The sequence below is a fragment of the Caballeronia terrestris genome (genome assembly GCF_001544515.1).
Lineage (GTDB): Bacteria > Pseudomonadota > Gammaproteobacteria > Burkholderiales > Burkholderiaceae > Caballeronia > Caballeronia terrestris.
In genome coordinates this window covers 113658-126581 of sequence record NZ_FCOL02000017.1, presented here as the reverse complement: position 1 = coordinate 126581, position 12924 = coordinate 113658, and the positions used below count along the sequence as shown (strand labels likewise).

11 protein-coding genes and 1 pseudogene are annotated in these 12924 nt (G+C 63.6%); 8 read left to right on the top strand and 4 right to left on the bottom strand.

Going from position 1 to position 12924, the window contains the following annotated elements:
- Together AWB67_RS16625 and AWB67_RS16620 are read left to right on the top strand one after the other, a co-directional pair.
- Positions 1-193 (top strand): annotated as a pseudogene (locus AWB67_RS16625) (IS630 family transposase); the annotation flags it as partial.
- A gap of 13 nt (positions 194-206) precedes the next feature.
- On the top strand, positions 207-503 hold the full coding sequence (locus tag AWB67_RS16620) for a hypothetical protein (RefSeq protein ID WP_087135144.1): 297 nt from the start codon (positions 207-209) through the stop codon (positions 501-503).
- Between the two features lie 53 nt (positions 504-556).
- Here the strand turns inward: AWB67_RS16620 and AWB67_RS16615 are convergent, their stop codons facing one another.
- Positions 557-1252 (bottom strand): NADPH-dependent F420 reductase, encoded by a 696-nt coding sequence (locus tag AWB67_RS16615; RefSeq protein WP_087657349.1) that lies wholly within the window; start codon positions 1250-1252, stop codon positions 557-559.
- Positions 1253-1471: 219 nt separating this feature from the next.
- On the opposite strand from AWB67_RS16615, the gene ahpC reads away from it, so the two are divergent.
- The 3 genes from ahpC to AWB67_RS16600 all read left to right on the top strand — a co-directional run bounded on the left by ahpC (position 1472) and on the right by AWB67_RS16600 (position 4371).
- Complete coding sequence (gene ahpC / locus AWB67_RS16610) at positions 1472-2035, top strand: alkyl hydroperoxide reductase subunit C (protein WP_087657348.1); 564 nt, start codon at positions 1472-1474, stop codon at positions 2033-2035.
- An 86-nt stretch (positions 2036-2121) separates the two neighbouring features.
- Positions 2122-3708 (top strand): alkyl hydroperoxide reductase subunit F, encoded by a 1587-nt coding sequence (ahpF, locus tag AWB67_RS16605; protein ID WP_087657356.1) that lies wholly within the window; start codon positions 2122-2124, stop codon positions 3706-3708.
- Positions 3709-4116: 408 nt separating this feature from the next.
- Positions 4117-4371, top strand: a complete 255-nt coding sequence (locus AWB67_RS16600; protein ID WP_087657347.1) for a hypothetical protein — start codon at positions 4117-4119, stop codon at positions 4369-4371.
- Between the two features lie 46 nt (positions 4372-4417).
- On the opposite strand, the gene AWB67_RS16595 is transcribed toward AWB67_RS16600, so the two are convergent.
- The 3 genes from AWB67_RS16595 to AWB67_RS16585 all read right to left on the bottom strand — a co-directional run bounded on the left by AWB67_RS16595 (position 4418) and on the right by AWB67_RS16585 (position 8468).
- Positions 4418-6034, bottom strand: coding sequence for an alkaline phosphatase D family protein (locus tag AWB67_RS16595; protein ID WP_087657346.1), 1617 nt, complete (start codon positions 6032-6034; stop codon positions 4418-4420).
- 72 nt (positions 6035-6106) lie between these two features.
- Positions 6107-7360: a sensor histidine kinase gene (locus AWB67_RS16590; protein ID WP_087657345.1), complete on the bottom strand. Its 1254-nt coding sequence runs from the start codon at positions 7358-7360 to the stop codon at positions 6107-6109.
- 157 nt (positions 7361-7517) lie between these two features.
- The gene (locus AWB67_RS16585) at positions 7518-8468 is read right to left on the bottom strand and encodes a LysR family transcriptional regulator (protein ID WP_087657344.1); all 951 of its coding nucleotides are present in this window, start codon (positions 8466-8468) and stop codon (positions 7518-7520) included.
- Between the two features lie 121 nt (positions 8469-8589).
- Between AWB67_RS16585 and AWB67_RS16580 the strand changes: the two genes are divergently transcribed.
- The 3 genes from AWB67_RS16580 to AWB67_RS16570 all read left to right on the top strand — a co-directional run bounded on the left by AWB67_RS16580 (position 8590) and on the right by AWB67_RS16570 (position 12856).
- On the top strand, positions 8590-9513 hold the full coding sequence (locus AWB67_RS16580) for a dihydrodipicolinate synthase family protein (protein ID WP_087657343.1): 924 nt from the start codon (positions 8590-8592) through the stop codon (positions 9511-9513).
- Between the two features lie 491 nt (positions 9514-10004).
- Positions 10005-11612: a zinc ribbon domain-containing protein gene (locus tag AWB67_RS16575; protein ID WP_125477608.1), complete on the top strand. Its 1608-nt coding sequence runs from the start codon at positions 10005-10007 to the stop codon at positions 11610-11612.
- A 128-nt stretch (positions 11613-11740) separates the two neighbouring features.
- Entirely contained in the window at positions 11741-12856 is a 1116-nt protein-coding gene (locus AWB67_RS16570; protein ID WP_087657341.1) for a TAXI family TRAP transporter solute-binding subunit, read from the top strand.
- Positions 12857-12924 lie beyond the last annotated feature (68 nt).

Here is a 12924-nt window from a genome sequence, read left to right as displayed (position 1 = left end):
GCACGCAAGCTGGGTCAATCAGATCGAACTCTGGTTTGCCCGCTACACGCGCCGAGTGTTGCGCCATGCGAGCCACACCAGTACCGAGCATCTGCGCGAGCGCACCGAGCAGTTCATCCGCGAGCACAATCAGGTGGCACGCCCGTTCAAATGGAGCTTCCGGGGCTATCCACTGCAAAGCGGCGCATCGTAATCGAGGAACCGACATGCCAGCTTTACCCACCAAACATTACGCTGCCGAACTGCAGCGTCAACTGCGCGGCCTGCTCGGCCATGAGCAGATCGTCACGCAAGCCTACGGACGTCACCTGCTGATCAAACGTCTGGACGATGAGGACCCGACCGTGGTGGCGAGGCTGACCGAGCTTGGCCGTAATCGTTATGGCGCGGCCTTTCGCAGCCATAGTGGACGTTGGGAACCTCTGCCAGGCGCCGGGTCGCTCGACAAGATGGCACAGCTGGTCGTCACGCTCCTGGAGCCGTATTTGCAACCCGATAATTAACGTGCCTAATTATTAAAGCTATTTAGGTGATGTTGTACTAGGCTGCCTCACGCTTAGGCTGGATTTTCGAAGTTGCCTGGGCTCTTGTCGGTGGCGCGCCAATCCGGCTTGCGCGCCGGGTCGGCCTTCGCCAGCGCGGCCTTCACGCCTTCTGCATCGAAATCGCCGGTGTAGACGGGCGACGCGGGCTGCTGGCGCCACGATTCGTCGATGGTGCCGGCATCGACGGCATCGAAGCCCACTTCATCGACGAGCTTTAGCACAACCGCCTTCGCCTGCGGATAATCGCCCGCGACCGGCAGCGCGACGCGCCCCGCCGTGCCGGCCGGCGCACCTTTGTTGCGCAGGTGCGCCGCGTAGATATTGTTGAACGCCTTCACCACCGGCCGGCCGATCTGCTGCTCGACCCAGCGGCTTTCGGTCGCGCCCTCCTCGATCCCCGCGATGCGGCCGTCACGCTGCCGCGGATAGTAGTTGCCGGTATCGATCACGACGACGCTTGCCGGCACGTCCGCGAACAGGTCCGTCGGCAGGTTCGGCACCTTCGCCTCGGGAATCGTCACGACGATCACGTCAGCGCCCTTCACCACGTCCTTCAATTCGGCCGGTTTGGCCCCCGTCTCCCGCTCGACGTCGCCAAGCGTCGCCGGTCCGCGCGAGTTGCCGATCTTCACGTCGTGCCCGTGCTCGACGAAACGCAGCGCGAGCACCGCGCCGATATTGCCCGCCCCGATGATGCCTATTTTCATTACGACCTCCAGATGGATTTCGGCCAACCCGCGCCACACGGCGCAGGACCGGTGCGACCGATCTTACTGCCGGTCCGGTTTTCGAGCAGAACTGAACCGTGGCGAATCGGGGCCATAGAGAAACGGTATCACGTTGATAAAATTAATCGATTTCCTTAAATCGATAGGTAAAACGCATAATTCATTCACTTCTTCAACACCCACTTAAGGATTCACGCAATGCCGATCATCAACAGCCAAGTCAAACCGTTCAAGGCAACCGCTTACCACAAGGGCGATTTCGTCCACGTGACGGAAGAGAACTTCAAAGGCAAGTGGTCCGTCGTCGTGTTCTACCCGGCCGACTTCACGTTCGTCTGCCCGACCGAACTCGGCGATCTGGCCGACCGTTACGCGGAATTCAAGAAGCTTGGCGTCGAGATCTACGGCGTGTCGACCGATACGCACTTCACCCACAAGGCATGGCACGACACGTCGGACACGATCGGCAAGATTCAATACCCGATGATCGGCGATCCGACGCTCACCCTCTCGCGCAACTTCGACGTTCTGATCGAAGAAGAAGGCATGGCGCTGCGCGGCACGTTCGTGATCAACCCGGAAGGCGAGATCAAGCTGTGCGAAATCCATGACAACGGCATCGGCCGCGATGCGGGCGAATTGCTGCGCAAGGTGCAGGCTGCGCAATACGTGGCGTCGCATCCGGGCGAAGTCTGCCCCGCCAAGTGGACGCCGGGTGCCGAGACGCTCACGCCGTCACTCGATTTGATCGGCAAGATTTAAGCGTCTTGAGTCACTCGCACGACGCGGGCCGGTTGGAAGCAGCCGGTCCGCGCATCACACGCCTCGTCACGGAATTCGAAAACGCCATGCTGGACGCCAATCTCAAGACTCAGTTGAAAGCCTATTTGCAGAAGGTCAGCCGGCCGATCGAAATCGTCGCCTCACTCGACGACGGCGAAAAGTCGCGCGAATTACAGAGCCTGCTCGAGGAAATCGCTTCGCTGTCGGACCGCATCGCGGTGATCGAAAAGCATAGCGACGACGAGCGCAAGCCGTCGTTTTCCATCGGCGAACCGGGCAAGGACGCGGGTATCCGGTTCGCCGGCATTCCGATGGGCCATGAATTCACGTCGCTCGTGCTGGCGCTGCTGCAGGTCGGCGGCCATCCGGTCAAGCTCGATGATGCCGTGATCGAACAGATCCGCAATCTCGACGGCGACTACGAATTCGAAACGTATATCTCGCTCTCATGCCAGAACTGCCCGGAAGTCGTGCAGGCGCTGAACGTGATGAGCATCATCAATCCGCGCATCAAGCAGGTGACGATCGACGGCGCGCTGTTCCAGGGCGAAGTCGAGGCGCGCGAGATCATGGCCGTGCCGACCGTCTATATGAATGGCGAAGTGTTCGGGCAGGGCCGCACCGGCGTAAAGGAAATCCTCGCGAAGCTCGACAGCAACGCCGGCGCGCGTGCCGCGAAGGCACTGGAAACGAAGCCGGTGTTCGACGTGCTGATCGTCGGCGGCGGCCCGGCGGGCGCGGCGGCTGCGATCTACGCGGCGCGCAAGGGCATCGCGACGGGGGTCGTCGCCGAGCGCTTCGGCGGGCAGGTGCTCGATACGCTCGCGATCGAAAACTTCGTCTCCGTGCAGGAAACCGAAGGGCCGAAGTTCGCAACCGCGCTCGAACAGCACGTGAAGAGCTACGACGTCGACATCATGGACGTGCAGCGCGCCGCCGCGCTGATTCCGGGGCGCATCAACGAGGTGCGGCTCGCGAACGGCGCGGTGCTGAAGGCGAAGACGATCGTCCTCGCGACCGGCGCGCGCTGGCGTGAAATCAGCGTGCCGGGCGAGCGCGAGTATCGCAATCACGGTGTCGCGTATTGCCCGCACTGCGACGGCCCGCTCTTCAAGGGCAAGCGCGTCGCGGTGATCGGCGGCGGCAATTCGGGCGTCGAGGCGGCGATCGATCTCGCGGGCATCGTGAGCGCGGTGACGTTGATCGAGTTTGGTGCGGAATTGCGCGCCGATGCCGTGCTGCAAAAAAAGCTGCGGAGCTTGGCGAACGTGACGATCGTCACGCAAGCGCAGACGCAAGAGATCACCGGCGACGGCAAGAAGGTCGATGGTCTCGTGTACAAGGACCTGCGCTCCGGCGAAACGAAGCGCATCGATCTGGAAGGCGTCTTCGTGCAGATCGGCCTCGTGCCGAACACCGAGTGGCTGAAGGGCACGGTGGAATTGTCGCGTCATGGCGAGATCGTCGTCGATGCGAAGGGGGCGACGTCGGTGCCCGGCGTGTTCGCCGCCGGCGACGTGACGACCGTACCGTTCAAGCAGATCGTGATTGCGGTCGGCGAAGGCGCGAAGGCATCGCTCGCTGCGTTCGATCATCTGATCCGGAGCTCGGTCGATGAGGAAGAAACGCAGGTCGAGGAAGTGGTGAGCTAAGAAAGCTTCGCGCTCCAAAGGCAAAGAGCCGCGCACCTTCGGGTCGCGGCTTTCTCGCGTATTGAGCGTTTATTTCACATCAAATCCCCCCGTTCCTCGCCCTTCACAAGAGGGCTGTCCAGCCTCCGCGCCACGCTTTAACGTTTGCCTACGCACTTCAGCTTGTGCGTGCGGACCCATGAAGTCCGTCGACGGACGCAGCCCACGCCACGTCCGGCGCAAACGCAACAAGGCCGGCACGGCGCGCAGCATCGCCTGAACCGGCATCGGTTCGCTTTCCACGTTTCGGCTTGAACATGCGGCGGCGCGACGCGTCTGCCCGTGGTTTTGCTCGCCTTCGGGAAAGCGGCTTATCCACTACAGCACGCCGCCGATGACGTCAGGCGTGCGCAAACGAAGGAGTTGGACATGAAAGCAAGACTGTTGATCGCTGCGACCGCCGTTGCACTGTGCGCCGTCACGGGCGCGGGCTATGCGCAGGAGGCTCAGGACGACGCACTCGCGGGCGCGCAGGAGAAGACCGCCGAAGCACCGCGCCCGCTTTCGTCTGACGACTGGACGTCGTATGGCGGCGCGCAGGACAGCAAGAGCATGGCTGCGTCGGGGTATCGTCAGGGGAGTTGCAGCGCGCCTGCCGCGTGCGATACGTTCTTCGGGCAGTAAGCGCGATGGAGTGGCGCATCGGCTTTGAACCGATGCGCCACGGGACTCAAGCTTCGGGATCGAGCTTCACTTCCCAGAGCGACTTGCCGTCGAGATCGTGCAGCGAGACGGTCATCGCGCGGCTCGCCGGATCGATTTTCGCGCGGCCGTAGTACTGCTGCCGCGCAGCCGGCGACTGATTTTGCGGATTGTCCTTCGGGATGCTCACGTAGCGCAGTACGGGTCCGAAAGTCATGTCGAGCTCGTTCGGGCCGAACGTACCCGCGTTGATCGGCCCGCCGACGAATTCCCAGAACGGCTTGAATTCCGAAAATTTCGCGCGCGACGGATCGTAATACGTCGCCTGTGCGTAGTGCACGTCGGCCGTGACCCACACGACATTCGCAATGTTCTCGCGTTTGATGAAGCGCAGGATGTCCATCAGTTCCAGCTCTCGGCCGGACGGGGCGCCATCGTCCGCGTTCGCCCACGCTTCGTAGGTGCCCTTCGGCACGTCCGGATTGCCGTCGGGGACGACGAGCGAAATCGGCATGTCGCTCGCGATCACCTTCCACGCCGCCTTCGATGCCTTCAGCGACTGCTTGAGCCACGCGGCCTGCTGCGGCCCGAGAAACTGCGACTCGGCGTCGAGCTTCGTCTGACGGTTCGGCGAATTCGGCCCGCGATAGGAGCGCTCGTCGAGCATGAACACGTCGAGCAGCGGCCCGAACTGGAAACCGCGATACACCTGCTCGGGATCGAGCTGATTGATGCGGAACGGGTTGTATTCGAACATCGCCTGCTTCGCTCGCGCGGCGAGCAGCGAGATGGCGCGCGTCTGGTAGCGCTTTTCCTCCGGTCCGATCTGCTGGCCTGGATACCAGTTGTTGCGCACTTCGTGGTCGTCCCACTGGACGAGAAACGGCACTTCCGCCATGAAGCGGCGCTTGTTCGCATCGAGATGGTTGTAGGCGAAGGCGCCGCGATAATCGTCGAGCGTCTGCGCGACGTGCGACTTCGCCTCGGTCACGACATTGGTCCAGAGCGAGCCGTCGGGCAGGTTGACTTCGGCCTGGATCGGGTTGTCCGCGTAAATCTGGTCGCCCGAGTGGATGAAGAAATCGGGCGACTCGCGGCGCATCGCTTCGTAGATGCGGTAGCCGCCGAAGCGCTCGTTGATGCCCCAGCCCTGCCCTGCTTCGTCGCCGGAAAAGACGAATGTGACCGGGCGGTCGGCGCTCAGCGTCGCGGTGCGCAGGCGTCCTGTCGCCGGTTCGCTGAACGCCTTGTCGTTGACGAGGTCCTGGAAGCGCACGCGATAGAACACGTCGGCGCCCGGTGGCAGGCCCGTCAGGTCCATGCGCGCGGTGAAGTCGCTGCTTTCGAGCGCGGCAGGCCCGATGCGGCGCTCGACGCTCTTGAAGCTTTCGCTCATCGAATATTCGACGATCATCCGCGACGGCCGGTCCGCGCGGCTCCAGACGATGCCGCTCGTCGCGGTGACGTCGCCGCTCATCACGCCGCTTGGCACGAGCGGCCGCAGCCGGTTCGACGTCACGGCCGCGGGCGCGGTGCCCTGCGCGAGCACGTCGCCGATGCGCGAGCCGGCGAGCGCAAGCCCCGCGCCGCTTGCGAGACTTTTGAGAAGGAGGCGGCGCGACGGCCTGACGACGTGCTCTGACATGACAAGTTTCCCCGGATGAGTGGCGTTTTCACGAGGTTGTCGATGGTAGAGGCAAACGATGTCGGTTTTGTTTCAGTTCGCGCCGGGCAAGACATCCGGTCCATTGCCCCCGCCTTCGACCACGAGCGTCACCGGGAACGTGACTTCGAACACGCTCCCGCTGCCCTTGTACGACTGGAACCGCAGATCGCCCTTCAGCGCGCGCGAGAGCTCCTTCACGATCGCGAGCCCCAGGCCGGTGCCCGGGATGTCGTCGGTGGCGGCGCGTTCGAACTCTTCGAACACGCGCTCGTGGTCGGCCACGCCGATGCCCACGCCCGTATCCGAGACGCGCAGCTTCCACAGGCCCTCGCCCGCCGCGAGCATCGACAACGCGACCTCGCCCGACGCCGTGTACTTGATCGCGTTCGACAGCAGGTTGTACGCGACCTGCTTCACCTTCAGCCGGTTCGACGTGATGATGCCGAGCGCCGGATCGATGTGGCCGGAGAGTTTCAGACCCTTCGCCTCGGTGGCGCCGTGGCTCGCCTGCATCAGTTCGTCGAAGAGGGCCGGCAGTTCGAACGGCTCGACGGTCAGCGCCGAATCGTCGCCGAGCACTTTCGAATATTCGACCATCTCGTCGACGAGCAGCGCCATGTCGCCGACCTGCCGGTTCGCTAACGCGAGCGCGGTGTCCTTCTTCGCGGGCGAGCGGCCGACGAGTTGCAACGCCGTCGAGAACACGTTCAGAAAATTGCGCAGGTCGTGCGCGACGCGCCGCGTCACCTGCATCCGCGATTCGTACAGATCGCCGATCAGTCGCTGACGCAGCGTCAGTTCGTGATTGGCGCGCTCCAGCATGCCGGTGTATTCGTCGATCTTGCGGTCGCGTTCGCTGACCGCCTCTCGAATCGACGCAAGCGTCACGAAACTGACGATTTCATCGGTCATGAGCCGCGCATGTTCTTCCGCCGCACGCTCGAAGTCCGCGTGCTCGTGCGCGTATTCGCCGATGGCGGCGTGCAGCACCTGCCGGAAGAGGTCGAGTTCGCGCACAAGCTCGTCGATCCGGTAGCCCTGCTGCCAGCGCCATTGCCCGTGCTGGCGCGCATTGCGCTCGATCGCGACTTCCTGGTCGCGCAGGTTGCGCCGCTCCAGCACGATGCAGATTTCTTCGAAGATGCTGGGCAGATGATCCGCGAGCTGTCGATACGTGAGCTGGTCGGAGTGTTCGACGTCGAGGTCGCCGAATACGAGCTTCATCCACCGTTCGGTGAGCGTCGTCTGCTGCGCCCGCAGCGTTGCGACGAGGCCGTCAAGCCCGCCGGCAGAGGTGTCACTCATGGCCGATTTCCCGCTCGCTATGGCGCGTTGGCGCCTGTTTATGATCGTTGAGGGTCCGCGCGAGCTTTTTGTGACGGCGTGCCGGGCGCGAACCAAAAGTATAGGCCGACACAATTGCGGATCAACTAAACCCGACAAAGGCACCTTAAACGGTTCCTTAAATGACGGCAGCCCTCGCCAGCCGGCTCCGGTCGCGCAGCAACTGCACGAACTGCTTCGCCGATGGCGACAACGCCCCGCCCTTGCGTGTCACGATCCCGAAGGTCTGCGACTTCGACTTGAGCTGCACCGGCAGGATGCGCAGCATAGCGTGCGCGGCGAAAAGCTGCGCGACGTCCGTCGGCAGGATAGAGACGAGATCGGCGCCGTGCTGCAGCAACGCGACGGTCGCGAACGTGGAGGCGGTCGAAAGCGGATTGGCGGGCATCGGCAGGCCGGCGAGATCGAGTTCGCGCGCGAGCAGCGCGTTCATCGGCATGGCGCTCGGGTAAGTGATCCAGCGGTGCCCGGTCAGATCGGCGAGCGTCAGCGTGTCGTCCTCCACCGCCGGATGATCGGGCGCGACGACCACCGACAGCGGTTCGTCATAAAGCGGCTGATAGTGATACTTCGACGGCTGCTCCGACACACTCGCGCGGCCGATCACGAGGTCGAGATGACCGTCGTCGAGCAGGGTGAGCATGCGCGCGCTCGTGTCCTCGACGATCTCGATCGACAAACCCGGATGGCTTGCGTGCAACTCGTTCGCAGCCGGCGCGACCACATCCGGCACCGCGCCCATGATCGCGCCGATCGCGAGCCGCCCGCCCGTGCCCGCGCGCATGTCCGCCACCTCCTGACAGAGCGACGCGAGATCGGTCGCGAGCACGCGCGCGTAGCGGATCACGCAGCGGCCAAACGGATTCGGCGTCAAACCGCTCTTCGCGCGCTCGAAAAGCGACGCTTCCAGCATCGCCTCGAGTTCGGCGAGCGCCTTGCTGGCGGCGGATTGCGTCATCGCCATCGCGCTCGATGCCTTGTGGAGCGACTTGTGATCGTCGAGTGCGATCAGCAGTTGGAGCTGCTTCATGCGCAGCCGCGTCATGAGGACATCGAGCGTGGTTTTCATTAGCCGGACCGAAGCGCTGTGTGAGTCGCAAAAGCGATCACGCGATGGAAAGGATTCACTATACAGCGCGGCTCGCGCGGCCGTATAGTCAGCGCACACCAACATCAAGGAGACGAGTGCCATGGCCCAAGCGCAACCCTATCGCGGCGTGTTCCCCGTCGCGCCGACCATCTTCGACGACGCAGGCCGCCTCGACCTCGAAGGCCAGAAACGCGCGATCGATTTCATGATCGACGCCGGATCGGACGGCATCTGCATCCTCGCGAACTTCTCCGAGCAGTTCGCGCTCACCGACGACGAACGCAGCGCCGTGCAGAAGACCGTGCTGGACCACGTCGCGGGACGCGTGCCGGTAATCGTCACGACGACGCACTTCAGCACGCACATCTGCGCCGAGCGCAGCCGCGCCGCGCAGGACGCGGGTGCCGCGATGGTCATGATCATGCCGCCGTATCACGGGGCGACGATTCGCGTCGGCGAACGCGGTATTCACGAGTTCTACAGCCGCGTGTCGGACGCGATCGACATCCCGATCATGATCCAGGACGCGCCCGTCGCCGGCACGCCGCTTTCGGCCGCGTTCCTCGCGAAGCTGGCGAAGGAAATCGCGAACGTGTCGTATTTCAAGATAGAGACGGCGCAGGCGGCGTCGAAGCTGCGCGAACTGATCGAACTGGGCGGCGACGCGATCGTCGGCCCCTGGGACGGCGAGGAAGCGATCACGCTGATCCCCGATTTCGATGCCGGCGCGACCGGCGCGATGACGGGCGGCGGTTATCCGGACGGCATCCGCCAGATCATCGATGCATATTTCGCTGGCGATAGCGAGAAAGCCGCCGCGCTCTATCAGCAATGGCTGCCGCTCATCAATTATGAAAACCGTCAGTGCGGTCTCGCCGCCTGCAAGGTGCTGATGAAGGAAGGCGGCGTGATCCGCTCGGAGGCCGTGCGCCATCCGCTCGCGCCGATGCATCCGGCCGTGCGCGAGGGGTTGCTCAAAGTCGCGCGTCGCCTCGATCCGCTTGCTTTGCGTTGGGGCAAGTAAACCCTCATCACACCTCTTTTGACGATGCGAACCGGCCGCGGTCGGTTCGCTGTCGCACAGTTCTTTTTAGCATTGCGTCCCCTCAATACCCCCGTCCGCTACCGCATCGAAACGAATGCGGCCTTGTCTCTTTTAAGCTGGAAATTGGCGGTTCAAAACCGGCGCTCGGCGCTCAATATGTTGGAAAGCATGAATCCGACAGAAGCTCGGCGTTTTTGGACTGATCGCAGCGACTGTTTCGGCTGAAGAATCACTGCTTTCGACCGTCGTGCAAATGTCGGCAATGCTCCGATTCGATGTTTCCATCAGTACGAACCGTGATTGACGTCCTTTACGAGTTGACACATATTTGACCTGTCGCTTCCCACTATCAGTGCATGTGGCGCATGGGGAGAACGAAGGATTGCTGCTCGCGAGAAACCGTGGCGATGACCCGCTTTCCGCATGCATGGCGGCATGGAAATAAGCACATGTCCTTCGAGGGCTTCAGCATGACTACCCGTCTTACCTTTCCTGCATCCATGTTCTCCGTCGTCTGCCAGCGCTGCGGCAGCACGTTGCGCAAGAACGCCGACAGTTGCCCGAATTGCGGCGCCGACCGCGCCGCCGCGTTCGGCGAGGAACGCACCAAAGAGCGCGTGAAGGAGCCGTCCGGCATGTTTTCGATGGCATCGGCTTCGGCGCCGCTTGCTTCCGAACCCGTAGCGCCCGACTGGGCCGCGCCGGACAACGCGGATAGTCGACCGCAGCCCGAATTCGAAGCCGATCCCGATGTCCTCCCCGAATCCGAAGGATGGAGTCGTCGCAAGACGGCGATCGCCGCCGTGTGCACGATCGGGCTGCTCGCGGGCGGTGTCGCCTACCTGATGCACGACAGCACCGACGAGGAACCGGCGGCGCCGTCGACGCAACACAGCGCGTCAGGTTCCATCGATTCGAAATCGGGCGGTTATGTCCAGAGCGACTCGCCGCCAGTTTCGCTGCCGCCGGCCGTGGCGGCTGCCATCGACAAGGTAGTGCCCACCGAGAACCGGCCGCTTTCCACCGGCGATGCCGTGCTGGCCGCGCGTGGCGCGATGGAGCAGCACGATCTGATGGCGGCGCGCACCCGGCTGAAGGGTATCTCGCCGTCGTTGCAGTCGCGGCCCGACGTGCAGCGTCTCAAGGATGAACTCGCGCAGCACGAACTCGAACGCGACGCCGCGCTGCAACTCGCGCGGGCGTGCGAGAAGACCTCCGCCTGGGCGTGCGTGCAGCAGAACGCGGGCGAAGCGCTGGCGATCGACGGCAGCAACACCGAATCGCAGGCGATGCTCGAGCGCGTCATCTCGCACGCGGGCTGGCTTGCGGGCACGCCGCCAATTGCTGCGCTCAAGAAGAAAGCGGCTCCGGCTGCGGCTCCTGCGCCGGCCGTCGCTACGACGCCACCTGTGACGTCTGCGACTGACGCCATCATGTCGGCGATTCCCTCGACAGCACCGCCCGCTCCGTCTGCGGTATTTGCGCCCGCTCCCGCGCCTGCTCCCCAAGCGAAAGTCGCGGCTGCGAAGCCCGCTGCGGCGCCGCCGAAGCCATCGGTTGCATCAGCGCAGCCCGCAGAAACGCGGGCGACGGCCCGCGAAAGCCGCCGCTCGTCGGCATACGCCCGCAGCGCACCCGCAACCGATTCGTCGACGAACAGCGTCAAGGTGATGCCGGCCCCGGCCATCTCGCCGCCAATCCTTTCCACGTCGCCATCGACCGCGAGCGTCCATCCCGCGACGCCAGCCGCCGCTACGACGCCCACGACCCCGAGCACCAGAATCACATCGACCGCGGCTGCGATGACGCCGCCGCCCGCCGTCGTTACTACTACCGTCACTGCGCCCGCTCCTGCTCCCGTGGCGACGAAAGCGCCGTCATACGGCAGTGCGCAGGCGCCGGTGCCGGCGCGAGCCACGCCGACCGCCGTGGCCGCCACCACGCCGACCCGTGCCGCCGCGACTTACGGCGCATCGGCGACAGATGTGCCGACGACCGGCAACGCCGACGACATCGAGCGCGCGATCAAGCAGTTCGGCTGGAGCGGCGGCGATTCGATGCCGAAAGCGGCGCGCTGAACCATCGCCACGAGGGGCGCCGGAACGTGGGGTCCGGCCATTTGAGACGTGAGCGCCGCGCCGAACGCGCCGCGCCTCGTCGCGCGAGTTTCGTAACACCCGTCCAACTCCGACACAAAGGGTAAAACATGGTCTCGTCGAAAATCACGCGCTGGGCAATGGCGTTCCTTGTCCTGTGCGGCCTCAATGGCGTGGGCCAGGCGCTCGCCGCCGACGTCGCCTACAAGATCGTGACCGGCCCCGAGCGCGGCACTTATATCCAGATCGGCCAGGATTTGTCGAAATGGGTCGCCGACCCGGCCGGTATCGACCTCGAAGTGCTGGCCTCCAAGGGATCGGCGGAGAACGTCCAGCGCATGCGCTATGAACCGAACGTGAAATTTGCGCTCGTGCAATCGGACGTGTATCAGGCCTATGTCGACATGGCGACCTCGGGCAACGCCGATGCCGGCAAGATCATCCAGCCGCTGCGCCTCATCATGCCGCTCTACGACGAGGAGATCTATTTCGTCGTGCGCTCGGATTCGCCGCTCAAATACATCCATGAAATCAAGGACAAGAACATCAGCGTCGGGCTGATCGGCAGCGGCACGGCGCAGTCGGCGGCGACGCTTTATCGACTGATGTTCGGCGAAGCGATCCCCGAGCAGAACGCGCAGCACTTCAGCAACGAAGACGCGCTCGCGAAGCTGATCGTGCGCAAGATCGACGTCGCGATCGTCGTGGCCGGCCAGCCCGCGAAGCTGTTTCAGGACATGAATCCGGAACTCCTGCAGCAGATCAAGCTGCTGCGCCTCGACCCGAGCGCGCCTGAAACCGCGCGCGCGAAGCAAACCTACTTCCCCGCGACGATCCGCACGACGAGCTATCCGAACTGGATTCAGGAAGAAACCCCGACGCTGACCGTGAAGGCGTTCCTCGTGACCTACGACTATGGGCTGAAGGGCACGGTCGGCACGCTGACAAAGTTTGCTGATTCGCTGTGCACGAATTTCGACAATTTGCAGGCCAACGGCCATCCGAAGTGGAAACAGGTCCATCTCGAATTGCCTGCGCTCGGACGCGGCTGGAAATACTATCCGCCGATGGAAAAGCGGCTGCGTTCCTGCATCGCGCACAGGACCGCCGCCGCTGCCGCCGATGCCACGCCGAAGAGCGCGGCACGTACACAGGCGGATACGACGCAGAGGGTTCGAAAGCAGGCTTGTACGGCGCAGGAGAAGGTGTTGATGCTGTGTGACTGAGGTGGTCTAGCGTTTGAGCGCTGGCATCAGTTCAGCCTAGCGGCCGTGCCGTGCCGAGCCTGCGGCAG

Coding starts and splice junctions, on each gene's coding strand:
- AWB67_RS16620 (WP_087135144.1), top strand. CDS start 207: ATGCCAGCTTTACCCACCAAACATTACGCTGCCGAACTGCAGCGTCAA.
- AWB67_RS16615 (WP_087657349.1), bottom strand. CDS start 1,252: ATGAAAATAGGCATCATCGGGGCGGGCAATATCGGCGCGGTGCTCGCG.
- ahpC (WP_087657348.1), top strand. CDS start 1,472: ATGCCGATCATCAACAGCCAAGTCAAACCGTTCAAGGCAACCGCTTAC.
- ahpF (WP_087657356.1), top strand. CDS start 2,122: ATGCTGGACGCCAATCTCAAGACTCAGTTGAAAGCCTATTTGCAGAAG.
- AWB67_RS16600 (WP_087657347.1), top strand. CDS start 4,117: ATGAAAGCAAGACTGTTGATCGCTGCGACCGCCGTTGCACTGTGCGCC.
- AWB67_RS16595 (WP_087657346.1), bottom strand. CDS start 6,034: ATGTCAGAGCACGTCGTCAGGCCGTCGCGCCGCCTCCTTCTCAAAAGT.
- AWB67_RS16590 (WP_087657345.1), bottom strand. CDS start 7,360: ATGAGTGACACCTCTGCCGGCGGGCTTGACGGCCTCGTCGCAACGCTG.
- AWB67_RS16585 (WP_087657344.1), bottom strand. CDS start 8,468: ATGAAAACCACGCTCGATGTCCTCATGACGCGGCTGCGCATGAAGCAG.
- AWB67_RS16580 (WP_087657343.1), top strand. CDS start 8,590: ATGGCCCAAGCGCAACCCTATCGCGGCGTGTTCCCCGTCGCGCCGACC.
- AWB67_RS16575 (WP_125477608.1), top strand. CDS start 10,005: ATGACTACCCGTCTTACCTTTCCTGCATCCATGTTCTCCGTCGTCTGC.
- AWB67_RS16570 (WP_087657341.1), top strand. CDS start 11,741: ATGGTCTCGTCGAAAATCACGCGCTGGGCAATGGCGTTCCTTGTCCTG.